The sequence below is a fragment of the Achromobacter xylosoxidans genome, from assembly GCF_002192695.1.
Classification (GTDB): Bacteria; Pseudomonadota; Gammaproteobacteria; order Burkholderiales; family Burkholderiaceae_B; genus Achromobacter; species Achromobacter xylosoxidans_C.
Genome location: NZ_MTLG01000112.1, coordinates 45,037 through 67,511, shown reverse-complemented (window position 1 = coordinate 67,511; position 22,475 = coordinate 45,037). Strand labels below are relative to the sequence as shown.

Sequence of the window (22,475 nt, the reverse complement as noted above, 5' to 3'; positions counted from 1 at the left end):
GGCAGTCCTGATGATGGGTGTGGGGGCGAGCGCCGCAGCGCCCGCCCGGCCGTTGGCGGATCAGCCGGCCTTCCTGTCGGCGCCGGAAGCTTCCAGGAAGTCCTGGGCGAAGCGCTGCAGCACGCCGCCGGCTTCGTAGATCGAGACCTCTTCGGCGGTGTCCAGGCGGCAGGTCACGGGCACTTCGACGGTTTCGCCGTTGCGGCGGTGGATCACCAGCGTCAGGTCGGCGCGCGGCTTGCGTTCGCCGATGACGTCGTAGCTTTCGGTGCCGTCCAGCTCCAGCGTCTTGCGGTTCACGCCAGCCTTGAACTCCAGCGGCAGCACGCCCATGCCGATCAGGTTGGTGCGGTGGATGCGTTCGAAGCCTTCGGCCACGATGGCTTCCACGCCGGCCAGGCGCACGCCCTTGGCGGCCCAGTCGCGCGACGAGCCCTGGCCGTAGTCGGCGCCGGCCACGATGATCAGCGGCTGCTTGCGGTCCATGTAGGTTTCGATGGCTTCCCACATGCGCATGACCTGGCCTTCAGGTTCCACGCGGGCCAGCGAGCCCTGCTTCACCGTGCCGTCCGCGTTCTTCACCATTTCGTTGAAGAGCTTGGGGTTGGCGAAGGTGGCGCGTTGCGCGGTGAGGTGGTCGCCGCGGTGGGTGGCGTAGGAGTTGAAGTCCTCTTCGGGCAGGCCCATCTTGTCGAGGTATTCGCCTGCGGCGCTGTCCATCAGGATGGCGTTGGACGGCGACAGGTGATCGGTGGTGATGTTGTCGCCCAGCACGGCCAGCGGCAGCATGCCGCGCAGCGTGCGTTCGCCTGCCAGCGCGCCTTCCCAGTACGGCGGGCGGCGGATATAGGTGCTTTGCGCGCGCCACTCGTACAGCGGGCTGATGGCGGCCTTGCGGTCGTCCTGGATGCCGAACATGGGGGCGTAGACCTTGCGGAACTGCTCGGGCTTGACCGCGGCCTTGACCACGGCGTCGATCTCTTCGTCGCTGGGCCAGATGTCCTTGAGGCGGATCTCTCGGCCATTGGCGTCGGTGCCCAGCACGTCGCGTTCGATGTCGAAGCGGATGGTGCCGGCGATGGCATAGGCCACGACCAGCGGCGGCGAGGCCAGGAAGGCCTGCTTGGCGTAGGGATGGATGCGGCCGTCGAAGTTGCGGTTGCCGGACAGCACGGCGGTGGCATAAAGGTCGCGATCGATGATTTCCTGCTGGATGACGGGATCCAGCGCGCCCGACATGCCGTTGCAAGTGGTACAGGCAAAGGCGACGACGCCGAAGCCCAGCTGTTCCAGCTCCGGCGTCAGGCCGGCTTCGTCCAGGTACAGCGAGACGGCCTTGGATCCCGGCGCCAGCGAGCTCTTGACCCAGGGCTTGCGGGTCAGGCCGGCGCGGTTGGCGTTGCGCGCCAGCAGGCCGGCGGCGATGACGTTGCGCGGATTGCTGGTGTTGGTGCAGCTGGTGATGGCGGCGATGATCACGGCGCCGTCGGGCATCTGGCCGGGATTGTTTTCCACCACGCCGGAGATGCCGCGCTCGGCCAGGTCGCTGACCGGCAGGCGGCGGTGCGGATTGGACGGGCCGGCCAGGGTGCGCACCACGCTGGACAGGTCGAAGCGCAGCACGCGTTCGTATTCGGCGTGCTTCAGGCTGTCGGACCACAGGCCCGTGGTCTTGGCGTAGTTCTCGACCAGGGCGATCTGCTCGTCCTCGCGGCCGGTCAGGCGCAGGTAGTCGATGGTCTGCTGGTCGATGGAGAACATCGCGGCCGTGGCGCCGTATTCGGGCGCCATGTTCGAGATGGTGGCGCGGTCGCCCAGCGTGAGGCTGGCGGCCCCTGCGCCGTAGAACTCCAGGTAGGCGCCCACGACCTTTTCTTTCCGCAGGAATTCGGTCAGGGTCAGCACGATGTCGGTGGCGGTGATGCCGGGCTGTGCGCGGCCGGTCAGCTCCACGCCGATGATGTCGGGCAGGCGCATCCACGAGGCGCGGCCCAGCATGACGTTCTCGGCTTCCAGGCCGCCCACGCCGATGGCGATCACGCCCAGCGCGTCCACGTGCGGCGTGTGGCTGTCGGTGCCGACCAGCGTGTCGGGGAAGGCCACGCCGTCCTGCGTGTAGATGACGGGCGACATCCGTTCCAGGTTGATCTGGTGCATGATGCCGTTGCCCGGGGGCACGACCTCGATGTTGCGGAAGGCCTGCTTGGTCCAGTCGATGAAGTGGAAGCGGTCTTCGTTGCGGCGGTCTTCCACGGCACGGTTCTTGGCGAAGGCGTCGGGGTCGTCGCCGCCGTATTCCACGGCGAGCGAGTGGTCGACGATCAGCTGCACCGGTACCACCGGATTGACCTTGGCGGGGTCGCCGCCCTTGTCGGCGATGGCGTCGCGCAGGCCGGCCAGGTCGACCAGCGCGGTCTGGCCGAGAATGTCATGACAGACCACGCGCGCGGGAAACCAGGGGAAGTCCAGGTCGCGGCGGCGCTCGATCAGCTGCTTCAGCGCATCGGTCAGCATGGCCGGATCGCAGCGGCGCACCAGGTTTTCCGCCAGCACGCGCGAGGTGTAGGGCAGGCGGTCGTAGGCCCCGGGCGAAATCGCCTCGACGGCGGCGCGGGTGTCGAAGTAGTCCAGGCGGGTGCCGGGCAGGGGCTTGCGGTAGTTTTGGTTCATGCCTCGGTGCGCTGCAGGTTGCCCTGCGCGATCTGCTGTTCGATGTTGAGACGGGATGCGCGGATGTGGCGGCGCATCAGGATTTCAGCCAACTCGCCATCACCGTCGGCGATGGCGTCCAGAATACGGTGGTGTTCGGCGTAGGCCTGCCGGGGGCGGTTGGGGGTGGTCGAATACTGGATGCGGTACATGCGCGCCAGTTGATAGAGTTCGTCGCACAGCATGCGGAACAGCATCTGGTTGCCGCTGCCCTTGACGATGCGGTAGTGGAAATCGTAGTCGCCTTCCTGCTGGTAGTAGCCCAGCCCGGCCTGGAAGGCTTCGTCGCGCTCGTGCGCTTCCAGCACGGCGCGCAGCTCGGCGATTTCCGAGGGCGGCATGCGTTCGGCGGCCAGGCGGCAGGCCATGCCTTCCAGCGATTCGCGGATTTCGTAGAGTTCGGAAAGTTCCTGCTGTGACAGGGACACCACGCGGGCGCCGGCGTGGGGCACGCGTACCAGCAGCTTCTGGCCTTCGAGCCGGTGCAGGGCTTCACGCAGCGGGCCGCGGCTGACGCCGTGGATGCGGGCCAGCTCTGGCTCGGAAATCTTGCTGCCGGGGGCGATTTCGCCCTTGACGATGGCGGACTGGATCTTGCGGAAAATGTGTTCCGCAAGCGTCTCGCTGTCGCCGGGGGCGGCGCCGGGCAGGGTCAGCACCTTGCTCATTGTGTTGACAATCTTTCCGCTATGGAGAGAAAAATTCGGAAAAAAGCGCCCTTGGGCGCTGAATTGTCAACAATTTACCCCGGAGCCCGGGCTGGCGCAAGCCCGGCCCGACCCCAGGGGGCGCAGGCCGGGCGCCTACCGCTTGTGGTGCACCTGCTGCAATCCATAGACCTGCACCGGCATGCCCACCTGCCGCGCCTTCAGCTGCAGGGACAGGTATTGCGAGTAATGCCGCGACTGGTGCAGGTTGCCGCCATGGAACCAGAGCGCATGCTGCTGCGTGGGCTTCCACATGTTGCGCTGTTCGCCCTCCCAGGGGCCGGGGTCCTTGGTGGTGTCCGAACCCAGGCCCCAGCACTTGCCGACCTTGTCCGCGACCTCGCGGTTGATCAGGTCGGCGGCCCAGCCGTTCATCGAGCCGTAGCCGGTGGCGTAGACCACCAGGTCCGCCGGTAGCCGGACGCCGGACTTCAGCACCACGGCGTCGCGCGTGAGGTGGCTCACGTCGGTGCGCGACTGCAGCTTGATGCTGCCGTCGATGATCAGGTCGCAGGCGCCGACGTCGATGTAGTAGCCGGATCCGCGCCGCAGGTACTTCATGAACAGGCCCGAACCGTCATCGCCCCAGTCCAGCATGAAGCCGGCCTCTTCGAGCTTGGCGTAGAACCCGGCGTCGCGTTCGCGCATCTGGTCGTAGAGCGGGATCTGGAACTGCGCCATGATCTTGTAGGGCAGCGAGGCGAACGTCAGGTCGGCCTTGCGCGTGGTCATGCCGTTTGCCAACGCTTGTTCGGAATAGAGGCCGCCCAGGCCGATGTCCATGAGTGTTTCGGAGCGCACGATGTGGGTGGACGAACGTTGCACCATGGTGACGTTGGCCCCGCCTTCCCATAGCGCCGCGCAAATGTCGTGGGCAGAGTTGTTGGCGCCGATGACGACCACGTTCTTGCCGCGGTAGGCGTCGGGGCCAGGGTGTTGCGAGGAATGCTGCTGTTCGCCCTGGAATTCGTCCTGGCCGGGGAAGCTGGGGATGTTGGGCTTGCCGGACATGCCGGTGGCCAGCACCAGCTGCTTGGGCCGCAGCACCACGGGCTTGCCCTCGCGCAGCACCGTGACCTCCCATTCCTGCTTCTGCTCGTCGTAGCGCGCAGACTGGCAGACGGTGGAGGTCCAGTAGTTCAGCTCCATGATCTTGGTATACATCTCCAGCCAGTCGCCGATCTTGTCCTTGGGCGCGAAGACCGGCCAGTTCTCGGGGAAGGGGATGTAGGGCAGGTGGTCGTACCAGACCGGATCATGCAGGCACAGCGACTTGTAGCGCTTTCTCCAGCTGTCGCCGGCGCGTTCGTTCTTTTCGATGATGATGGTGGGCACGTCGAGCTGGCGCAGGCGCGCGCCCAGCGCGATGCCGCCCTGGCCGCCGCCGATGATGAGCACATAGGGCTGGGTCTGGTAGCCGAGTTCGGCGGCTTCCTGCTCGCGCTTTTCCAGCCAGGTCTGCCGAGTGCGGCTGCTGCCGTGTTCGGCGCCCTTGGGCCGGCGCAGGCCGCTGGGTTCCTCGTGCCCCTTGAGTTCGGACATGGTGGTCAGCAGGGTCCAGATCTTGCCGTCCTGGACGCGGATGTGGCCGTAGCCGCGGGCGCGGTTGGTCTCGATCTCGATCCAGCCTTGCAGCAGGCCAGCCTCCTGCGACACGGCTTCCTTCGGATCCAGGCTGAAGCGCACCGGCTCCACTTGCGGCAGCTGGTGTTGCAGCATGTCGCGGATCTGGCCATGGCCTTCGAGCGTGCGCAGGTTCCAGGTGAACAGCACCAGGTCGCGCCAGTAGCAGTCGTCCTGGAACAGCGCCGCGACGCCATCGATGTCCTTGTTGCCCAGCGCCGTGTTCAGGCGCGCGAGCACGGCGTCCAGGGCGGCGCCGGCTTGATCGGTCTGCATGTCTAGTCTCCTTGCCCGTGGCGGGCGATCGTTGTCGTGGCGGACCGGGGCATGGTCCGCTGGCGGCCCCGGCCTGTGCCGGCCGGTGGGCGTCGATAACGATCAAGCAATCGGCGTGCCAGTTGTCGCGCCCGGGAAGGCAGGGCTGGATGCCGTGGCGTCACGCCACACCTGTGGCGCGAGGGTGTGGCGCCTCAGGTGCGCGAGGCCAGGCCGTGGCGCCGCATCTGGCGATGGACGGTGGACCGGTCCACGCCCAGGCGCCGCGCGGCTTCGGAGACATTGCCGCCGCAACTGGCCAGCATGGCGCGCAAGGCGGCTTCTTCGGGGCCGGCGGCCGCCACGGCCGGCGCCAGCGCGTCGGGCAGGTCGGCGGGTTCGATCACGCCGTTCTCGCACAGCGCGGCGGCGACCGCGATGGCGTTGGCGAGTTCGCGGATGTTGCCGGGCCAGGCATGCGCCTTCAACGCCATCAGCGCGGCGGGCGCCAGCACGGGGGCGCCGGACTCGTCCTGGTGGCGCGCCAGCAGGCGGGCGATCAGCCATTCCAGGTCGGCGCGTTCGCGCAGCGGCGGCACGGTCAGCGTGGCGGCGTTGATGCGGTAGTAGAGGTCTTCGCGGAAGCGCCCCTCGCGCACCAGCGCGGCCAGGTCGCGGTGCGAGGCCGACACCAGGCACAGGCGTACCGCGCGCGGGGTGTTGGCGCCGATGGGTGTGACCTCGGATTCGGCCAGCACGCGCAACAGGCGGCTTTGCAGCGCCAGCGGCATGTCGCCGATCTCGTCCAGGAACAGGGTGCCGCCGTCGGACTCCTCGATCAGTCCCTTGCGGCCCTTGGCCGCCGCGCCGGTATAGGCCCCCGGCAGGTAGCCGAACAACTCGCTTTCGATCAGGGATTCCGGGATCGCCGCGCAGTTCACGGCGACGAAGCGCCCGGTGCGCTGGCTGCCGTCGTGGATGGCGCGAGCCAGGTATTCCTTGCCGACCCCGGTTTCGCCTTGCAGCAGGATGGGCAGCCCCTGCCGGGCCAGCTTGGCGGCGCGCGTCAGCATGGCCGCCATGCGGGCGTCGCCTCCGTCCAGTCCGCGCAGCGCCGACGGCGCGCCACGCACCGCGACGCTGGCGCCGCGCGAGTGCCGGTTGGGTTCGATGGCATGCGCGAACAGCGCGTTGCCGTCGCGCGCAGCGATCAGGCGCTGTTGCGGCGCATGGGCGCGGGTGTAGCGCGGCAGATCGTCCAGCTGCACGTCGAAGAAACGGGTGACGGGCTGGCCGATCAGACTGGCGGGATTGCGCCAGTCCAGGCCAGCCGCGCGCGCCAGCAGCTTGGCGCCGGTATGCGTCATGCCCAGGATGCGGCCGGAGCCGTCCAGCGAGATCGCGGCCTCCGGGTCCACGTCCAGGAATTCGGGCGAGCGCGCGAAACGCAGTACCCATTCATTGCTGGTGCGCGCCATCAGGTTGGCCATCTCGATGCGCCGCGTGGTGCTGGTGACCAGGTGCAGCGCCAGGTTCTGGCTGGCTTTAAGGATGGGCGAACTGAGCAGCGAAATGTCCAGCACCGCCGCGAGTTCGCCATCGGCGCTGTAGATCGGCGCGGCGGTGCAGGACAGCGGCGTATGGGTGTTGTCGAAGTGATCGCTCTGGTGGATGGTGAGGGCTTCGCCGCTCTCCAGGCAGGCGCCCACGGCGCAGGTGCCGGCGCGGCGCTCCGACCATTCCGACCCCAGATAGAGCCCGGCCTTGCGCAGGCTGGCGGTCTGCTGCGCATCGCCCAGGAATTCCACGGTGACGCCCTGGCGGTCGGCCAGCAGCAGCACGTAGTTCTGGCCGGCGACCTGGCGGAACAGATGGTCCAGGCCGGACCGTGCGATGGAGATCAGCGCTTCGGACTGCTGGCGGTGTTCGCGCAGCCGGCCATCCGGCACGATATAGGCCTCGCAGGCCTGGGCGGGGTCCAGCCGGTACTGGTCCAGGCAGCGCAGCCAGCTGTTGACCACGTGCGCGTCGCGTTGCGTGGGCCGGCCCAGGCCGACTTGCTCGATCTCGCGGATATGGGCGGAGTGCAGGGATTCCTGACTAGGCATGTCGTCTCCATGTTGCGCCCGATCTGCGCCGGATCAACGGGCAGCATGCACAGAGGACGACACGCCTGTAAATGCTGGTTATCCAGCATCAGTGCCTATGGGGGACGCTACAGGTCGACCTTGACCTTGCCGGCCTGCACCAGCCCCGCCACGTCGCGAATTTCCGCCAGCAGCGCCTGTTGCAGCTGCGCGGGCGTGCCGCCGGTGGGCTGGAAGCCCTGTTCGCCCAGCTTGGCGCGCACCGTCTCGGTCTGCAACGCGCGGTTTATGCCCTGGTTCAGCGCCGCAATGGCGGCATCCGGCGTGCCGGCCGCGCAATAGGTGCCGAACTGGATCTGCGCCGAGAAGCCGGGGTAGCCGCCTTCCGCCACCGTCGGGATGTCCGGGTACTTGGTCAGGCGCTCCGGACTGGTCACGGCCAGCACGCGCAGGCGCCCGCCTTGCAGATAGGGCTCCACCGCCGCGACGGTGGCGACCACCACCTGGATCTGCCCGCCCAGCAGGTCCGTCATCATCGGGCCCGTGCCGCGGTAAGGCACGTGCAGCATGTCGATGCCGCAGGCGGCCTGCAGCAGCTCGGTGGCCAGATGCTGCGGCGTGGCGTTGCCGGGAGAGCCGAAGGTCAGTCCCTTGGGTTCGCGCTTGGCCTGGGCAACCAGTTCGCCCAGGGTCTTGGCCGGCAGGTCGGCGTTGACCGCCACCATGTAGGGCGAACGGGCAATGGGGCAGACGGGCGCCAGCTGCTTGAGCACGTCCTCGGGCGGCCGGGCGTAGTAGCGCACCGAAGGCACCAGGCCGGCGAACAGCAGCACGCTGCCGTCCTTGGCGCCGTTGGCGGTGTAGTCGGCGCCCAGCATGCCGCTGGCGCCGGGCTTGTTCTCGACCACCACCGGGCGATCCAGCGCGCCTTCCAGCGTGGCCGCGATCACACGGCCCAGCACGTCGGTGCCGCCGCCGGGCGGGAAGGGCACGATGACGCGCAAAGGGGCTTCGCGCGCGCTGGCGGCGCCGCCGAGCGCTGCGCCCAGCGGCGTGAGCGCCAGGGCCGCCATGTTCTTCAGGATGGTTCTGCGATTCATATTGTTTGTCTCCGTATCCACTCTACGCGGGCTAGGCCGCGCTTGGCGCGCCGGCAGCCGGCAGAAAAAATCCATGCAGCGCCGCCGCCACGATGGCGGGTTCCTCCACCGGCAGCATGTGTCGCTGGCCCGGCACCACCTGCGCCTGCGCATGGGGCAGCGCTTCGGCCAGTTCCCGTGTCATGCGCGGGGTCGAGCCGACGTCCAGTTCGCCGGTCAGCGCCAGCGCGGGGCAGGCGATGTCTGGCGCGGCCTGCGCCAGGATCGGGTCTCCCTGCGCGAACACGCGGTATGCCGCCAGGAAGCTGGCGCGGTCGTTGTCCAACAGGCGCTGGCCGATGCTGGCCACGCGCTCGGGACGCCGGGCCTGGAACTCGGGCGTGAACCAGCGCTGCAGCGAGACCTGGGCCGCGGCTGCGGGATCCTGCGTGGCAGCTGCTTCCAGCCGCGCCAGCACGGCGCGTGTTTCGTCCGCGCTGCGGCGGAACACCGTGCTCAGCAAGGCCAGGCGCGTGACGCGTTGCGGGCGCGCGGCGGCATAGGCGCCCGCGATCAGGCCGCCCATGGAATAGCCCAGCAGATTGGCGTTTTGCCAGCCGGCGCGATCCAGTTCCGCGTCCAGCTGCGCGATGTAGTCCTGCACCGTCACCCCATCGGCGACGGCGGGGGCGCGGCCATGGCCCAGCATGTCGTAGCGCAGCACTTCGAAATGGGGCTCCAGCAGCGGCGCCAGATCGTCCCACAAGGTGTGGTCCAGGCCGACGCCGTGCAGCAGCACCAGCGGTTCGCCGCGGCCCGAACGCCGAAAATGCGCGCTCATTTGGCCTGTGCCTCGCGTTCGAGTTCCTGCAGGTCGGAGTAGCGGTTGCCGATCCGGTGATGCGGACGGCCCGAGGTCGCCGCGCCCAGGGCGATCACGATTTCGTCGGGGGCGGGCGCGTCGTTGATGGTGGTCTGCACGGTCAGGTAGTGCGAGCGCAGGCCCTCGTCCAGCTTGTGCATCAGGGGCACGGTGATCACGCAGCCGGGGCCGCCGCGCATATTGGTGAAGCTCAGGTAGCTGGTGCCGCCGACCGCGCCGCGATAGGCGTTGCCAAAGCGCAGCGTGTGGATCAGGGCCGAGGCGTGTTCGACTTCGCCAGCCGTGCCGACCACGGCGGCCTTGCCATAGGCTTCGACCTGATCGGCCGAGCCGGCCTGGCGCAGGATTTCCGCGACCAGCAGCTCGCCCAGCGGCGGCGCGGCTTCCAGGATCTTGGGCCGCAGGTCTTCCTGGAACGGCAGGCCCGCCCAGGGATTGCGGATCACGGCCGCGGCGATGACCATCACCAGCGGGCGTTCGGCCTCGCGGCCGCCTTCGATCAGGGTTTTTTCCACATAGCTGACTACCTTGCGCACTTGCAAAGACATAACCGCTGCTCCAGTACCTGTAGGAATGAAAGACGCGGCCATTGTTGGGTGGCGGGCGGAGTTTTGACAATCCAAATTAACTCAAGTTAATTTCGGAAAATCCGAATTTTCCGCTAGCTTGAATCCATGTCCGCGCCCTTGAAAATCCAGCACTTGCGCCAGTTCCTGCTGGCGGCCGACCACGGCAGTTTCCGCCTGGCGGCCGAAGGCACGTTTCGCTCGCAGGCGGCCGTGTCGGCGGCCATGCAGGATCTGGAGCAGCAACTGGGCGCCCCGCTGTTCGAGCCCGGCAAGCGGGCGCAGCTCACGCCCCTGGGCATCGCGGTGGCCCCGCTGTTCCGCGAACTGTTGTCCACCCACGACCGGGTGCTGGACGCGGCGCGCCAGTTCGGCCTGGGCAGCCAGGGGCCGGTGTCGTTGGCGGTGATGCCGTCGCTGGCCGACGAGTGGCTGCCGCGCCTGCTGGAGCGCTACGCGCGCAGCCACCCCGCGATCCGCATCCGCGCCATCGACGAGTCTTCGCAGGACGTGCACCGGCTGGTGCTGAGCGGCGAGGTGCAGGTAGGGGTGGCGGGGCAGGTGCCGCGCACCGCGGAGGTAGCGTTCGCGCCGGTGGCGCGCGACGCGTTCGGCCTGGTGTGCCGCAAGAGCCATCCGCTGGCGCGGCGCCGCGGACCGGTGCCCTGGTCCGCGCTGGCAGGCGAGCGCCTGATAGGCAATGCCACCTTCGACACGCTGAAGAACCGGCAGTTGGGCGGCGCCATCGAAGACCCGTTCATGGTGGTGTCGAACCGCGCGTCGCTCTTGGCCAGCGTGGTGAGCGGCCTGGGCGTGACCGTGCTGCCGGTGCTGGCGCGGCCGGCGGCCGCGACCGGACTGGCCTTCGTGCCGCTGGCCGAACCCACGGTCGAGCGCATCGTTGGCGTGCTGACCCGCAAGGAAGAAACGCTGCTGCCGTCGGTGGCGGCCATGCATGCGCTGGCCTTGCGTTCATTGGCCCAGTTCACGCGCCGCAAGGGCGCGATCCTGGTGTAGCGGGCCGGGCGTGCTGCGGCGCTAGACGCCGCAGGCGTAGATCATGAACTGGCGGAAGGCTTCGGCGGGCTTGGCCAGCCGCGCTTGCGGATGCCACAGCAGGCCCGCCTCCATGGGCGGGACCGCATCGGTGATGGGCACGGCCTCGATCTTGCGGCCCTCCAGCGACCACGGACGGTAGACCATGTCCGACAGCATGGTGACGCCGAAGCCATGCGCGACCAGCCCGCGCAGCGCCTCCATCGAGCGCGTGCGGAAGGCGATGTCGGGCTGCAGGCCGTGGGCGCGCCAATAGGCCAGCGCGGAGCGTTCGCCTTCGTCCATTTCCAGCAGGATGTAGGGATAGGCGGCAATGTCGGCCAGCGACGGCGCCGATGCCTGCGCCAGCGGATGGCCGGACGCGGTCCACAGCTGCCGCCGCGAGCGTACCAGCACCTGATGTCCGAAGCGTTCGCGCCGTTCCACATTGGACAGCAGCGCCACGCCCAGTTCGACCTCGCCGCTGGCCACGGCGGCTTCGATCTCGGGCCGGTCCAGGTCGACCAGGTCCAGCTCCACATCGGGATAGCGCCGCCTGAAGCGCGCCAGCAGGTCGGGCAGGAAGTAGCCCAGCACTGTGTAGGACGCTGCGATGCGCACCGCGCCGCGCAGCGCATAGCGCTGAAAGCCGGGCTCGCGCAGGGCGTCGTCCAGGGAGTCGAGCACCTCGCGCGCGCGCTGGTGGAAGTTATGTCCTTCGGGCGTCAGGGTGACGCCATGCGGATGGCGGTCGAACAGCCGCACGCCCAGCTGCGCCTCCAGGGCTAGGACCGCGTTGGTGACCGCGGATTGCGAGACGTGTTCGTCGGCGGCGGCCATGGAGAACCGGCCAGTCCGGGCGGCCGCCGCGAAGTAGCGCAACTGGCGCAGGGTGACGTCGTTAGCCATGTGTTTATCGAATATCTGATACCTGAATATATGAATATACGATAGCCAACTCGCTTCCTACACTGCGGCAAAACACCAAGAACCCGGAACGCAGGAGACAAGCGTGAACGCCCCACACCCCGCAGGCGCGGCCGATACCCATGGCCTGACGCTGGACGACAAGTACACCCGCAGCCACGGCCGCATCTATCTGAGCGGCACCCAGGCCCTGGTGCGGCTGCCGCTGCTGCAGAAGCAGCGCGACCTGCAGGCGGGCCTGAACACTGGCGGCTACATCTCGGGCTACCGCGGCTCGCCGCTGGGCGGGCTGGACCAGGCGCTGTGGAAGGCCAAGCGCCACCTGCAGGCCAGCGACGTGGTGTTCCAGCCCGGCGTGAACGAAGACCTGGCCGCCACGGCGGTGTGGGGCTCGCAGCAACTGAACCTGTTCCCGGGCGCGGCGCGCGATGGCGTGTTCGGCATGTGGTACGGCAAGGGGCCGGGCGTGGACCGGTCGGTGGACGTGCTCAAGCACGCCAATTCCGCCGGCAGCTCGAAGCATGGCGGCGTGTTGCTGCTGGCGGGCGACGATCATGCCGCCAAGTCCTCGTCGGTGGCGCATCAGTCCGAGCACGTGCTGATCGCCAGCGGCATACCGGTGCTGTACCCGTCCAATGTGCAGGAATACCTGGACTATGGCCTGCACGGCTGGGCCATGAGCCGCTACACCGGCCTGTGGGTGGCGATGAAGTGCGTGACCGACGTGGTCGAGTCCAGCGCGTCGGTGGAGTTGGATCCGGAGCGGGTGCGGGTGGTGCTGCCCGAGGACGCCTTGCCCGAGGGTGGCCTGAACATCCGCTGGCCCGATACGCCCCTGGCCCAGGAGGCGCGGCTGCTGGACCACAAGTGGTACGCGGCGCTGGCCTATGTGCGCGCCAACAAGCTGAACCGCGTGGTGCTGGATTCGCCGCAGGCGCACTTCGGCATCATGACCGCCGGCAAGGCGTATCTGGACGTGCGCCAGGCGCTCAACGACCTGGGCTTGGACGAGGCCGCCTGCCGCGAGGCCGGCATACGCGTGCTGAAGGTGGGCTGCATCTGGCCGCTGGACGCGCAGGACGCGCGCGAGTTCGCCACCGGCCTGAAAGAGATCCTGGTGGTGGAGGAAAAGCGCCAGATCCTGGAATACGCGCTGAAGGAAGAACTCTACAACTGGCGCGACGACGTGCGGCCGCGCGTCTACGGCAAGTTCGACGAGCGCGACAACGGCGGCGGCGAATGGTCCACGCCGCGCGGCGGCTGGCTGCTGCCCGCGCGCCATGAGCTGTCGCCGGCCCTGATCGCCCGCGCCATTGCCGCGCGCCTGGAGAAAGCCGACCTGTCGGACGCGCTGCGGGCGCGCATCGCGGCGCGGCTGGCGGTGATCGACGCCAAGGAGCGCGAGGCCGCCCGCCCCACGCTGGTGGAAGAGCGCAAGCCCTGGTTCTGTTCGGGCTGTCCGCACAACACCTCCACCCGCGTGCCCGAAGGCTCGCGCGCGGTCGCCGGCATCGGCTGCCATTACATGGCGATGTGGATGGACCGCAAGACCGATACCTTCAGCCAGATGGGCGGCGAGGGCGTCGCCTGGCTGGGCCAGAAGGACTTCACCACCGAGCGCCACATCTTCGCCAACCTGGGCGACGGCACCTATTTCCATTCGGGGCTGCTGGCGATACGCGCGGCAGTCGCCGCGCGCGCCAGCATCACCTACAAGATCCTCTACAACGACGCGGTCGCGATGACGGGCGGTCAGCCGGTGGACGGCGTGCTGACCGTGCCGCAGATCGCGGCGCAGATGCAGGCCGAAGGCGTGATCCGGACCGTGGTCGTGACCGACGAGCCGGAAAAGTACGCCGGCGCCGCCGCGCTGCCGCAGGGCGTGGCAGTGCACCACCGCAAGGCGCTCGACGACGTGCAGCGCGCCTTGCGCGACATCGCGGGCACGACGGTGCTGATCTACGACCAGACCTGCGCCACCGAGAAGCGCCGCCGCCGCAAGCGCGGCGAGTATCCCGATCCGCCGCGCCGCGCTTTCATCAACGAGGCGGTCTGCGAAGGCTGCGGCGACTGCTCGGTGCAGTCCAACTGCCTGTCGGTCGAGCCGCTGGACACGCCGCTGGGCACGAAACGCCGCATCAACCAGTCGTCCTGCAACAAGGACTTTTCCTGCGTGGAGGGCTTCTGCCCCAGCTTCGTCACGGCGGAAGGCGCGACGCTGCGCAAGCCGGGCACGGGCCGCAATCTTCCCGCGTTGGCCGAGCCGCCGCGGCCCACCCTGGCGGAAATCCGCCCGCTTGGGGCCTATCGCGTGGTGATCGCGGGCGTGGGCGGCACCGGCGTCGTGACCATAGGCGCGCTGCTGGGCGCGGCCGCGCATCTCGAAGGCAAGGGCGTGACCGTGCTGGACATGGCGGGGCTGGCGCAGAAGGGCGGCGCCGTGCTCAGCCACGTGCAGCTGGCCAATCGCCCCGCGGACCTGCATGCCACGCGCGTGGCGCTGGGCGAGGCCGACCTGGTCATCGGCTGCGACGCGCTGGTGTCGGCGTCGCCCGAGGTGCTGTCGCGCCTGCGGCCGGACCATGGCCGCGCCGTGGTGAACAGCAGCGCCGCGCCGACGGCGGCCTTCCTGTCGCAGCCCAGCTGGCGTTTCCCCGGCGCGCAGGCCGAAGCCGCGCTGGCGCGCAGCACGGGCGGCAACTGCGATTTCATCGAGGCCGGTCCGCTGGCCGAGGCCCTGCTCGGCGATACCATCTATGCCAATCCGCTGCTGCTGGGTTATGCCTGGCAGCAGGGCGGGCTGCCATTGGCGCTGGACAGCCTGCGGCGCGCGATCGAGCTGAACGGCGTCTCTGTCGAGAAGAACCTGGCCGCCTTCGAACTGGGCCGGCAAGCCGCGCATCATGGCGCCGCCGCGCTCAAGCCGGCGCCGCGGGCGCAGGTGATGGCCTTGCCGGAATCCTTGGATAGCCAGATCCAGCGGCTGGCGCAACACGTAGGCGCCTATCAGGACGAGGCCTACGCCGCGCGCTTCCTGGAGGCGGTGAGGGCGGTGCGTGCGCGCGAAGCCGCGCTGGCGGATCCGCAGCGTTTCGAAGTCACGCAGACGGTTGCGCGCAATCTTGCCAAGCTCATGACCTACAAGGACGAGTACGAGGTGGCGCGCCTGTACGTGGATCCGGCCTTCAAGGCCAGGCTGCGTGAGCAGTTCGAAGGCGAACCCGGCCGCGACTACTCGCTGCGCTATCACCTGGCGCCGCCCGCGCTTGCGCGCCGCGACGCGCGGGGACGCTTGCAGAAGCGCGCCTACGGTTCGTGGATGGGACTGGCGTTTCGCGCGCTGGCGCCCATGAAGCGGCTGCGCGGCACCTGGCTGGACGTATTCGGCAAGACGGCCGAACGCCGCATGGAGCGCCAACTGGCGACCGACTACCAGGCGCTGGCCGAGGAGTTCGCCCGCACACTGGACGCGGCCAATCGCGCCACGGCGCTGGAACTGGCCGCGCTGCCGGACACGATCCGAGGCTATGGCCATGTCAAGGAGCAAAACGTCGAACGGGCGCGCGTGCAGCAAGCCGAGCTGTGGCAGCGTTACCGGGGACGGGCGCGGGAAACGCTGGCGGCTTGAGAAAATCGTGGCATCAAGGCGCTGAGTCCAGCAGCACGCAGTTGCGACCGTTCAGCTTGGCCTTGTACAGCAGCTCGTCGGCGCGACGGGAAAGCAGCTCCAGCGCCGTGGCGTTGTTGCCGCGGGCATGGGCGACGCCAAAGCTGGCGGTCATGCTGAAGCTGGTGCCTGCGCCGGCGCTGATGCGCGTCTGCGCGATGTTCAGCCGCATGCGTTCCGCGATGTCCCGGACGCGGTCGGGGTTGCGGCTGCGGCACAGCACCGCGAATTCCTCGCCGCCCACGCGTGCCACCACGTCGGATTCGCGGAAGGTCTTGCGGCACAGTTCGGCCACGGTCTTGAGCGCTTCGTCGCCGGTGGCGTGGCCGTGCGTGTCATTGATGGCCTTGAAGTGGTCGATGTCGAACAGGATGAAGCCCAGCCCTTCCTGCGCATCGTTGCGGATGTCGTCCAGCGAGGCTTCCAGGCGTTTTTCGAAGGCGCGCCGGTTCAGCAGGCCGGTCAGGAAATCCGTTTCAGCCATGATGGCGAGATCCTGGATCAGGCGGTCGCGTTCCAGCTCCAGCTTGCGCACGGCGGCGGCGTTGTCGTTGAGCACGTTCAAGGCCTTGAACATGCCGTTGACTTCGCCGCGGTACTGGTCCGCGGGAATGGCCGGCACATCGCCGCCTTTCGCGATTGCGCCGATGATGTTGGTGGCGCGCACGAACGGCCGGATGACGCGCTTGCGGAACATGGTCAAGCCGATTACCAACGCGGCCGTGAGCATCGCCGCGGCCGCAAGGGTGGTCAGCAGGACGCGGATCGCGGCCTGGCGGTTTTCTCCAATGCGCCGCTCTACTTCATTGAGCATGAGGTCGCGGAAGCGGACGATGGACTGCATGCGCGGCACGTAGTTCGCGCCCAGTTCGTACATCGACACCAGGGAGTCCTCTGGCGCCCGTTCGGCTATGGCGCGCACGCTGTCCAGGTAGCTCATGCCATCGCCGAAGTACTGCTGCTGCAGTTCGCGGTAGGCGAGGGAAGAGGCGTATCGCGGCATGCTGGCGATGTTGGCGTCGATCAGCGCGCGCAGTTCGTCGATGCGGCCGATCACGCGCTCTATCCTCAGCTGATCGCTGGCGGTCAGCGTGCGGCGCTTGCTGAGGGCTGGCGCGAACGTGGAGCCGACCAGTCCTGCCTGTTCGCGCAATTCGCCGGCAAGCAGCGCCAGCGACAGCAGGTCGAAGTCCTCGCCCTGGTTCCGGGCGACCAGACCGATGCCGTCGGACATCGCGGCGCGCAGTTCAGGCACCAGCGCGACCATGTCGCCGACCACCGTCCACAGGTTGTAGCCGGAGACGTTGGCTCGGGGCGCGGCGATGGCCGCGTCGGCGCTGGCGCGGGCGTTCAGCAAGGACTCGCGGATGCGTTGGATATTGGTGAATTCGCGGGCGCCGTTGGGATTGAGCGGGGCGCGGTAGAGCGCAAGCAGGTCGGCGATCCGTGCATTGGTGCGCTGGCGCGCCTGGTCCAGCGCGTGCAGGATGTTCTCGGGTACCGGCAGGTCGGAGCCCAGCGCGGAGTTCATGGGCCCGCGTTCGGCGGATACCGCCTCCATGGTCATCAGGGTCGTGCGGACCACGATGAAGCCTCTCAGGGCGTCGTCGGTGGCGGCCAGCGACTGCCAGTTCTGCTGTACCACGATCACGGTCAGCATGGAGACCGGCAGCGCTACGCCAGCAGCCAGTGTCAGGAAATACCTTTCAAGGGATTTGAGAGCAAAGACATTGCGGAACATGCGTAAACATCGGCTCGTAACAATGACTGGTGGCCGGAGGTTACTTGAAATGCGGTACGCATAAGTATTGTTTTCCCCCCACATTCAGACAGGTGGAAGTTTGTATCGCATTAAATCGTAAAGTCTCATTTCCGAGCGTATTGCATCACTCTATTGCGAGCGCTTTCATGGCTTGTTCCGCGCCGCGCGGCGGGATCATCATGGCCGCGCGACGGGCAGTTTTTCCAGCGCGTCCTTGAAGTCGGGATAGTCTTTCAGGAATTCCTGGCTGAGCCCGAACCGCTTCACCAGGCGCTCGTCCACCGTCAGGTTGAGCACGGTCGCGCCGTCCCACAGCCTGGGGCGCTTTTTCACGTGGATCAGCACCTTCTCGGTGAACTCGCGATAGGAGTCATGCGGCTCGCATTGCTCGTAGTCCGTCGCGACCCGTTGCGCCAGCCCAGCCTCCAGGCCGGCCTGGCGCGCCTTCTCCTGCAGCCACGAGGCCGGCAGCGTTTGCAGGCTGCCGTCGCGGTAGCCGCCGCCGATGTCGGAATGGGCGCCGATGAACCAGCGCTGCTCGACCGGATGGTCGGCCGGGCGCGGCTCGGAGTTGGCCAGGCGGGTCCACAGGGTCGGCGCGTACGGTTCGCGGAATTCGTTGGTGGCGATGGCGTGATAGGCGTGATGGACGTGGTTGCTGAGTTCGGTGTCGTGGAAGTTGTAGAACCTGGAAAAACCCGGAAAGGGAATGCCGCCCACGGGTATGCCCAGGCTGCCGACCGTGTCCCACACGCCGACGAAATGCACGTCGGTCTCGCGCGAGAAGTTCACGCGGAAGGTCGTGGCTTCCAGCGACGAGGGGATGCAGTCGTCGCGGTAGAGCGCATAGGCTTCCGTCACGTTGTTGTCAGAGGGGTCGTTCAGCAGGCCGCATTTGCGCACCATGCCTGCCAGGCTGCGGGCGGAGTAGGCGCCGCGGCTGAAACCGAACAGGAAGATGCGGTCGCGCGGTTCGTAGCGCTGGCAAAGCCAGCGGTAGCCCGCGCGGATGTTGGCCGAAAGCCCCGCGCCAAAGGCGCCGCCGGCGAACTTGTCGATGGCGGCCCACAGGCCCTGGCCCTGCGTACCCACGCCCTCTATGTAAAGCGTTTCCTGCGTGGAGGTCTCGGGTGCCGCCTTGTAGAGTTCGTAGACATTGGTGCGGTCGTTGGGTTCGTTCCAGGTCCCGTCGAAGAATACGGCTAGATTCTTCACCATGATCGTTCTCCACAGATGGAGTCTTGCGATGAAGCTGCTTGCTGGCATGGCCCGCTTCCTGCGCGACGTAAGCTAGCACGCCGCCGCGGGCCTGCCGGGGGCGTGGTTTCCCTGCTGATCGGACGTACACCGCACTTTTGACTAGCTAATTGGTAGCGATCCGTCGCGCCGGCTGGGCTTGCAGGGCGGCACGGGAGCAGCAGGAAAACCGCACTACACCGAAAGTAGCAATCCGGCGGGCATGGACGGGCGGCGCGTCCGCGTTGGCGGCCGAGCCGCGCTTGGGGTATGTTGCGGGCAGTGCGGCCGCGGGCCGCGCATGATTAAAGAAGATGTACATGGGACCTCTAGCCATACTGGGCGCCTTGCACGAAGAAATCGCCGACCTGCTCGCGGCAATGGATCCGGGCGCCGCCATCCACCGCATCGCCATGCGCGACTTCCATGTCGGCACCTTGTGGGGCACGCCCTGCGTGATCGCGTTGAGCCGGATCGGCAAGGTGGCCGCGGCGGCAACCGCATCCATCGTGATCCAGGAGTTCAAGGCCTCGCGTGTGATCTTCACCGGCTTGGCGGGCGGCCTGCGCCAGGACGTGGCGGTGGGCGACGTGGTCGTGGCCAGCGCGCTGATGCAGCACGACATGGACGCGCGCCCGCTGTTCGGACAGCATGAGATTCCGTTGCTGGGGCGCGAGCGCTTCGACGCGGATCCGGTCCTGAGCGGGCAACTGCTGGAAAGCGCGGCACAGTTCGCGCGCGGCCATGCCGGTTTGATGCCAGGGCAGGGCGCACGGCCGCCGCGCGTGCACCATGGCCTCATCGCCACCGGCGACGTCTTCGTCAATAGCAATGACCAGGCGCACCTGTTGCGCCAGCGCCTGCCCGATGCGCTCTGCCTGGAAATGGAAGGCGGGGCCATGGCGCAGGTCTGCCACGAATTCGGCGTGCCCTTTGCGGTGTTGCGGGTGATCTCGGATCAGGCCGATCACGCGGCGAAGGCGGATTTCACCGATTTCCTGGTGAACCTGGCGCGGGTCTACACCGCGGGCATCCTGGCGCCCCTGCTGAAGTCGGGCGCGCTGCGGGAAGCCTGAGGCCGGCGCTTGTCAGCGGCCGGTGTCGGGGTAGTTGGGGCCGGCGTCGTGGAAGCCGCCCTCGCTGTAGGGATTGACCGCGCCGGGATACGGCGGGCCGCCATTGCCTTGCGCGCAACCGGCCAGGATCACGGCCGTGGCCAAAAGGGAAAGCAGGCGGGTCAAGGCGGATTTCATGATGGTCTCCTGCGCCAGGCGCCCGTGGCGGACGCATGGCGTGCGGCTGGTCTATGCAGTCGATTTTACGCTTCGGACGCGGCGCCGCGCAGGTCGCCAGGCTTGGCCTTGCGTTTGGTCTGCGGCGCCGAGCAGCGCTGCTGGTAGGCCTCTACCGCGCGGGAATTCGCCGCCTGGAAGTAGGGGTGCGGATGACCGGCTTCGCGCAGCGCGTCATGCATGCGCCCGCCCCACACGCATTGCGCCTCGGCCTGGTCCCAGAGCCGAGCGGCCAGGCCTTGCTGGCCGTGGCGCCACAGCGCCAGGCCGTAATCGGCCACGATTTCCTCGTCGCGCGGAATCTCGCGGTAGGACTGCTTCATCAGGTCCAGCCCGCCGTCGATGTCGCCCCTCAGGGCCAGGATCCAGCCCAGGGTGCCCAGGTTGTAAGGGAGGGGGCCGGCGGTGGCTATGGATGTACGCGCCTGGGCTTCGGCCTGCGCCAGGTGATCGGGAAAATCCGCCAGGTAATAGGCGATGCTGTTGGCCCAGTCGGGTTCGTCCCGCAAGGGTACATCGGCTTGGCGGCGCTGCAGTTCCAGCGCGTCTTCCAGCGCCAGGGCAGGCATGCCCAGCAGGCGTTCCAGCTTGAACCTTGCGCGCAGCACGTCGCGGTCCGCGGGTGCGGACCCGGAACGGGCACGTGCCAGCCATTGCCGCGCCAGGTCGGCGCGCCCGGCCATCAGCAATAGATTGGCCATGTCCAGCTGTTGCAGCGGTTGTGCGCCGCAGTCGGTGGCATCCACCAGTTGCAGCGCGCCCTCGGCATCGCCCTGGCTGAACTTGCGGTTGATGGCGTCCAGCTCATCGAAGCACTGGCGGTTTTCCGCCGCGCTCGCTTCGACGGATATCGACAGCGTGGCAGCCGGCCGATCGTGGCTGAAGTACGCCGTGTTGCCCTGGGCCGTGCTGTAGCCCAGGTCCACCCATTGCTCGCCCCAGCGCACGTGCATGGTGGTGACGTAAGGCCAGCCCCCCAGCGGATCCTTATCCCCGCCGCTTTGCAACTGGAACACGCTGCCCCAGGCGCCGCTGCCTATGCGCCGGATCAACGTGTAGTCCTCGGCGGAATGCGCCTCGCGGGTCCAGATCCAGGCGCTGCGGCCCAGCGCGTCGGTGACGCCGTGCACGATGCCGTCGTGGTCGGGCGTACCCTCGATGGACTGGTCCTTGCCTGTCAGGAACAGGCGGTATGGCGTATTGGGAGCGATGGCGCTGCCACGGCTGTTGTCCAGCTTCAGGAGCAGGTAGCGGCCGTGTTTCCCCTTGCCGTACTGCGGCATGCCTTGAGGCGGCTCCGCGGGCGTGCTGCGGGTGGATGGCTTCTTGGTGGACGAGCTGGCGCAGGCGTAGGCCGGCAGGGCCGCCAGGGCAAGCGCGAGCGCGCCGGACAACATCAACGGGGACAGCCTGGATTGCAGAAGCGTCATGGGTGCTGCTTGAGGTCTGAGCGATGGGGCCTGAGAGACAGGCGGCATTCTCTCAGAGAACACAGTGCGGCGCTGGTTTGCCTGCAATGGCGGCGGCCGCCGCGGATCGGATGCGGCGGGCGCGCTCCTGTGGCATTCTTGCGCCCGCGACCCGCCGCCGCCCGCGGCGCATTCCCGTTCCGTGATGCCGACATTCTTCCTGCGGTTGTTTGATTTCCTGCTGCTGTCCGCCGCGGCGGCGCTCTTTGGCGCTTGCCTGACTTCGGTGCTGAAGACCGATGCCTACGGCTGGATGATTCCGGATGCGCCGTTCCTGTACGGGCCGTTCGAGTTCTATGTCGATTCCGCCTTGGCGGGGTTGGCCGGCCTGCTGTCGCTGGCGTTGGCCGAGCGCTTGGCGCGGGTGCGTCGCTCGGCCGCATGGCGGGCCGCTGCGACGCTGGCCGCCGTGCTGGTTGCGCTGTATCTGGCGCCGCCGGACCCGCAGGTGTTTGGCAACACCTGGGCGCCGGGCGAGGCCACGAGGGAACTGTTCGTGGCGCAGTGGCGCATGGTGCTGCCCATTGCGTTCGCGGCGCTGGCGCTGCGCCTGGGATTGCGGAGCATGCTCGCGCGGTCTGGGACCTAACCCTGCTCCAGCCGGTAGAACTGCTGGCTTGCGATCAGCGTCGCGCCGCAGGATGTCTTCATGCCTTCCAGGGCGGTGCGCCGGTCCGAACTGACGGCGGCCGCGCCTTCGACGATGGTATGCGTGCCGCCGCACTTGGGGCAGGTGACGCGGTCCCCCAGCCGGGCCATGGGCTGGCCGAAGATCATGACTGTTTCGTCGCCCGTGACGACCACCCCGCCATGCGAGGTGCGGTCGCCCTTGCGTATCACCGATAGCTGCGCCATGGCTGCCTGTTGCCCTGTCAGTTTGGTTATGTGTGCTTACAGATAGGTGCCGTCGGGGGCCTGCCGCGGCGTGCCGGTGACGAACGTGCCGTCGGGCGCCATGCGGACCGGACCGTCGCCGCCGAGGTAGCGGCCGTCAGGCGCGCGCTGCGGCTTGCCGGCGACGTAGGTGCCATCTGGCGCGCGCGTGATGGGCCCGCCGTCGCCGACGTAGGTGCCGTCGGGGCAGCGGCGCGGCTTGCCGTTGATGAAGCGGCCGTCGGGCATCATGTGGAATGACTTGTTCATCGCGCATCCTCGTCCTGGGGAACCCGCATGATATC

18 protein-coding genes are annotated in these 22,475 nt (G+C 68.0%); 4 read left to right on the top strand and 14 right to left on the bottom strand.

Annotation, left to right across the window (positions count from 1 at the left end; translation table 11 throughout):
• Nucleotides 1-60: 60 nt before the first annotated feature.
• The 7 genes from acnD to BRO63_RS27630 all read right to left on the bottom strand — a co-directional run bounded on the left by acnD (nt 61) and on the right by BRO63_RS27630 (nt 9,891).
• Nucleotides 61-2,670, bottom strand: coding sequence for a Fe/S-dependent 2-methylisocitrate dehydratase AcnD (gene acnD / locus BRO63_RS27660; protein ID WP_088142857.1), 2,610 nt, complete (start codon nt 2,668-2,670; stop codon nt 61-63).
• Nucleotides 2,667-3,377: a GntR family transcriptional regulator gene (locus BRO63_RS27655; RefSeq protein ID WP_088142856.1), complete on the bottom strand. Its 711-nt coding sequence runs from the start codon at nt 3,375-3,377 to the stop codon at nt 2,667-2,669. Before BRO63_RS27655 ends, acnD begins: the two co-directional genes overlap by 4 nt.
• 135 nt (nt 3,378-3,512) lie before the next feature.
• Nucleotides 3,513-5,315: an NAD(P)/FAD-dependent oxidoreductase gene (locus BRO63_RS27650; RefSeq protein WP_088142855.1), complete on the bottom strand. Its 1,803-nt coding sequence runs from the start codon at nt 5,313-5,315 to the stop codon at nt 3,513-3,515.
• 194 nt (nt 5,316-5,509) lie between these two features.
• Nucleotides 5,510-7,402 (bottom strand): sigma-54-dependent Fis family transcriptional regulator, encoded by a 1,893-nt coding sequence (locus BRO63_RS27645; protein WP_088142854.1) that lies wholly within the window; start codon nt 7,400-7,402, stop codon nt 5,510-5,512.
• A 107-nt stretch (nt 7,403-7,509) separates the two neighbouring features.
• A complete protein-coding gene (locus tag BRO63_RS27640) occupies nt 7,510-8,481 on the bottom strand; it encodes a Bug family tripartite tricarboxylate transporter substrate binding protein (RefSeq protein WP_088142853.1) in 972 nt (323 codons plus the stop codon).
• Nucleotides 8,482-8,512: 31 nt separating this feature from the next.
• Nucleotides 8,513-9,301 carry an alpha/beta fold hydrolase gene (locus BRO63_RS27635; RefSeq protein WP_088142852.1) on the bottom strand — a complete coding sequence of 263 codons (789 nt, stop codon included), beginning with the start codon at nt 9,299-9,301 and terminating at the stop codon, nt 8,513-8,515.
• A complete protein-coding gene (locus tag BRO63_RS27630) occupies nt 9,298-9,891 on the bottom strand; it encodes an amino acid synthesis family protein (protein WP_088142851.1) in 594 nt (197 codons plus the stop codon). Before BRO63_RS27630 ends, BRO63_RS27635 begins: the two co-directional genes overlap by 4 nt.
• Before the next feature lie 126 nt (nt 9,892-10,017).
• Here BRO63_RS27630 and BRO63_RS27625 point away from each other — a divergent pair, with 126 nt between their 5' ends.
• On the top strand, nt 10,018-10,926 hold the full coding sequence (locus tag BRO63_RS27625) for a LysR family transcriptional regulator (protein ID WP_088142850.1): 909 nt from the start codon (nt 10,018-10,020) through the stop codon (nt 10,924-10,926).
• Nucleotides 10,927-10,947: 21 nt separating this feature from the next.
• On the opposite strand, the gene BRO63_RS27620 is transcribed toward BRO63_RS27625, so the two are convergent.
• The gene (locus BRO63_RS27620) at nt 10,948-11,853 is read right to left on the bottom strand and encodes a LysR substrate-binding domain-containing protein (protein WP_088142849.1); all 906 of its coding nucleotides are present in this window, start codon (nt 11,851-11,853) and stop codon (nt 10,948-10,950) included.
• Nucleotides 11,854-11,956: 103 nt separating this feature from the next.
• Between BRO63_RS27620 and BRO63_RS27615 the strand changes: the two genes are divergently transcribed.
• Nucleotides 11,957-15,499: an indolepyruvate ferredoxin oxidoreductase family protein gene (locus tag BRO63_RS27615; protein ID WP_088142848.1), complete on the top strand. Its 3,543-nt coding sequence runs from the start codon at nt 11,957-11,959 to the stop codon at nt 15,497-15,499.
• A gap of 13 nt (nt 15,500-15,512) precedes the next feature.
• Here the strand turns inward: BRO63_RS27615 and BRO63_RS27610 are convergent, their stop codons facing one another.
• Both BRO63_RS27610 and BRO63_RS27605 read right to left on the bottom strand, forming a co-directional pair.
• Nucleotides 15,513-17,279, bottom strand: a complete 1,767-nt coding sequence (locus BRO63_RS27610; RefSeq protein WP_088142847.1) for a GGDEF domain-containing protein — start codon at nt 17,277-17,279, stop codon at nt 15,513-15,515.
• 198 nt (nt 17,280-17,477) lie between these two features.
• Entirely contained in the window at nt 17,478-18,518 is a 1,041-nt protein-coding gene (locus BRO63_RS27605; RefSeq protein ID WP_088142846.1) for a DUF2235 domain-containing protein, read from the bottom strand.
• A gap of 338 nt (nt 18,519-18,856) precedes the next feature.
• On the opposite strand from BRO63_RS27605, the gene BRO63_RS27600 reads away from it, so the two are divergent.
• Complete coding sequence (locus tag BRO63_RS27600; RefSeq protein WP_088142981.1) at nt 18,857-19,612, top strand: 5'-methylthioadenosine/adenosylhomocysteine nucleosidase; 756 nt, start codon at nt 18,857-18,859, stop codon at nt 19,610-19,612.
• 12 nt (nt 19,613-19,624) lie between these two features.
• Here the strand turns inward: BRO63_RS27600 and BRO63_RS34345 are convergent, their stop codons facing one another.
• Together BRO63_RS34345 and BRO63_RS27590 are read right to left on the bottom strand one after the other, a co-directional pair.
• A complete protein-coding gene (locus tag BRO63_RS34345; protein ID WP_088142845.1) occupies nt 19,625-19,789 on the bottom strand; it encodes a hypothetical protein in 165 nt (54 codons plus the stop codon).
• A 65-nt stretch (nt 19,790-19,854) separates the two neighbouring features.
• A complete protein-coding gene (locus BRO63_RS27590; RefSeq protein ID WP_256943422.1) occupies nt 19,855-21,258 on the bottom strand; it encodes a tetratricopeptide repeat protein in 1,404 nt (467 codons plus the stop codon).
• Nucleotides 21,259-21,442: 184 nt separating this feature from the next.
• On the opposite strand from BRO63_RS27590, the gene BRO63_RS27585 reads away from it, so the two are divergent.
• On the top strand, nt 21,443-21,886 hold the full coding sequence (locus BRO63_RS27585) for a hypothetical protein (RefSeq protein WP_088142979.1): 444 nt from the start codon (nt 21,443-21,445) through the stop codon (nt 21,884-21,886).
• Here the strand turns inward: BRO63_RS27585 and BRO63_RS27580 are convergent.
• On the bottom strand, nt 21,883-22,152 hold the full coding sequence (locus tag BRO63_RS27580) for a PAAR domain-containing protein (protein ID WP_088142844.1): 270 nt from the start codon (nt 22,150-22,152) through the stop codon (nt 21,883-21,885). The genes BRO63_RS27585 and BRO63_RS27580 overlap by 4 nt on opposite strands.
• Before the next feature lie 36 nt (nt 22,153-22,188).
• Nucleotides 22,189-22,440 carry a hypothetical protein gene (locus tag BRO63_RS27575; protein WP_059371245.1) on the bottom strand — a complete coding sequence of 84 codons (252 nt, stop codon included), beginning with the start codon at nt 22,438-22,440 and terminating at the stop codon, nt 22,189-22,191.
• Nucleotides 22,441-22,475 lie beyond the last annotated feature (35 nt).

Bases quoted from the DNA above. Each gene is read 5' to 3' on its own strand.
- acnD (WP_088142857.1), bottom strand. From the start codon at position 2,670: ATGAACCAAAACTACCGCAAGCCCCTGCCCGGCACCCGCCTGGACTAC.
- BRO63_RS27620 (WP_088142849.1), bottom strand. From the start codon at position 11,853: ATGGCTAACGACGTCACCCTGCGCCAGTTGCGCTACTTCGCGGCGGCC.
- BRO63_RS34345 (WP_088142845.1), bottom strand. From the start codon at position 19,789: ATGAAATCCGCCTTGACCCGCCTGCTTTCCCTTTTGGCCACGGCCGTG.
- BRO63_RS27575 (WP_059371245.1), bottom strand. From the start codon at position 22,440: ATGAACAAGTCATTCCACATGATGCCCGACGGCCGCTTCATCAACGGC.
- BRO63_RS27635 (WP_088142852.1), bottom strand. From the start codon at position 9,301: ATGAGCGCGCATTTTCGGCGTTCGGGCCGCGGCGAACCGCTGGTGCTG.
- BRO63_RS27650 (WP_088142855.1), bottom strand. From the start codon at position 5,315: ATGCAGACCGATCAAGCCGGCGCCGCCCTGGACGCCGTGCTCGCGCGC.
- BRO63_RS27640 (WP_088142853.1), bottom strand. From the start codon at position 8,481: ATGAATCGCAGAACCATCCTGAAGAACATGGCGGCCCTGGCGCTCACG.
- BRO63_RS27610 (WP_088142847.1), bottom strand. From the start codon at position 17,279: ATGTTCCGCAATGTCTTTGCTCTCAAATCCCTTGAAAGGTATTTCCTG.
- BRO63_RS27605 (WP_088142846.1), bottom strand. From the start codon at position 18,518: ATGGTGAAGAATCTAGCCGTATTCTTCGACGGGACCTGGAACGAACCC.
- BRO63_RS27590 (WP_256943422.1), bottom strand. From the start codon at position 21,258: ATGACGCTTCTGCAATCCAGGCTGTCCCCGTTGATGTTGTCCGGCGCG.
- BRO63_RS27580 (WP_088142844.1), bottom strand. From the start codon at position 22,152: ATGGCGCAGCTATCGGTGATACGCAAGGGCGACCGCACCTCGCATGGC.
- BRO63_RS27655 (WP_088142856.1), bottom strand. From the start codon at position 3,377: ATGAGCAAGGTGCTGACCCTGCCCGGCGCCGCCCCCGGCGACAGCGAG.
- BRO63_RS27585 (WP_088142979.1), top strand. From the start codon at position 21,443: ATGCCGACATTCTTCCTGCGGTTGTTTGATTTCCTGCTGCTGTCCGCC.
- BRO63_RS27600 (WP_088142981.1), top strand. From the start codon at position 18,857: ATGGGACCTCTAGCCATACTGGGCGCCTTGCACGAAGAAATCGCCGAC.
- BRO63_RS27645 (WP_088142854.1), bottom strand. From the start codon at position 7,402: ATGCCTAGTCAGGAATCCCTGCACTCCGCCCATATCCGCGAGATCGAG.
- BRO63_RS27630 (WP_088142851.1), bottom strand. From the start codon at position 9,891: ATGTCTTTGCAAGTGCGCAAGGTAGTCAGCTATGTGGAAAAAACCCTG.
- BRO63_RS27625 (WP_088142850.1), top strand. From the start codon at position 10,018: ATGTCCGCGCCCTTGAAAATCCAGCACTTGCGCCAGTTCCTGCTGGCG.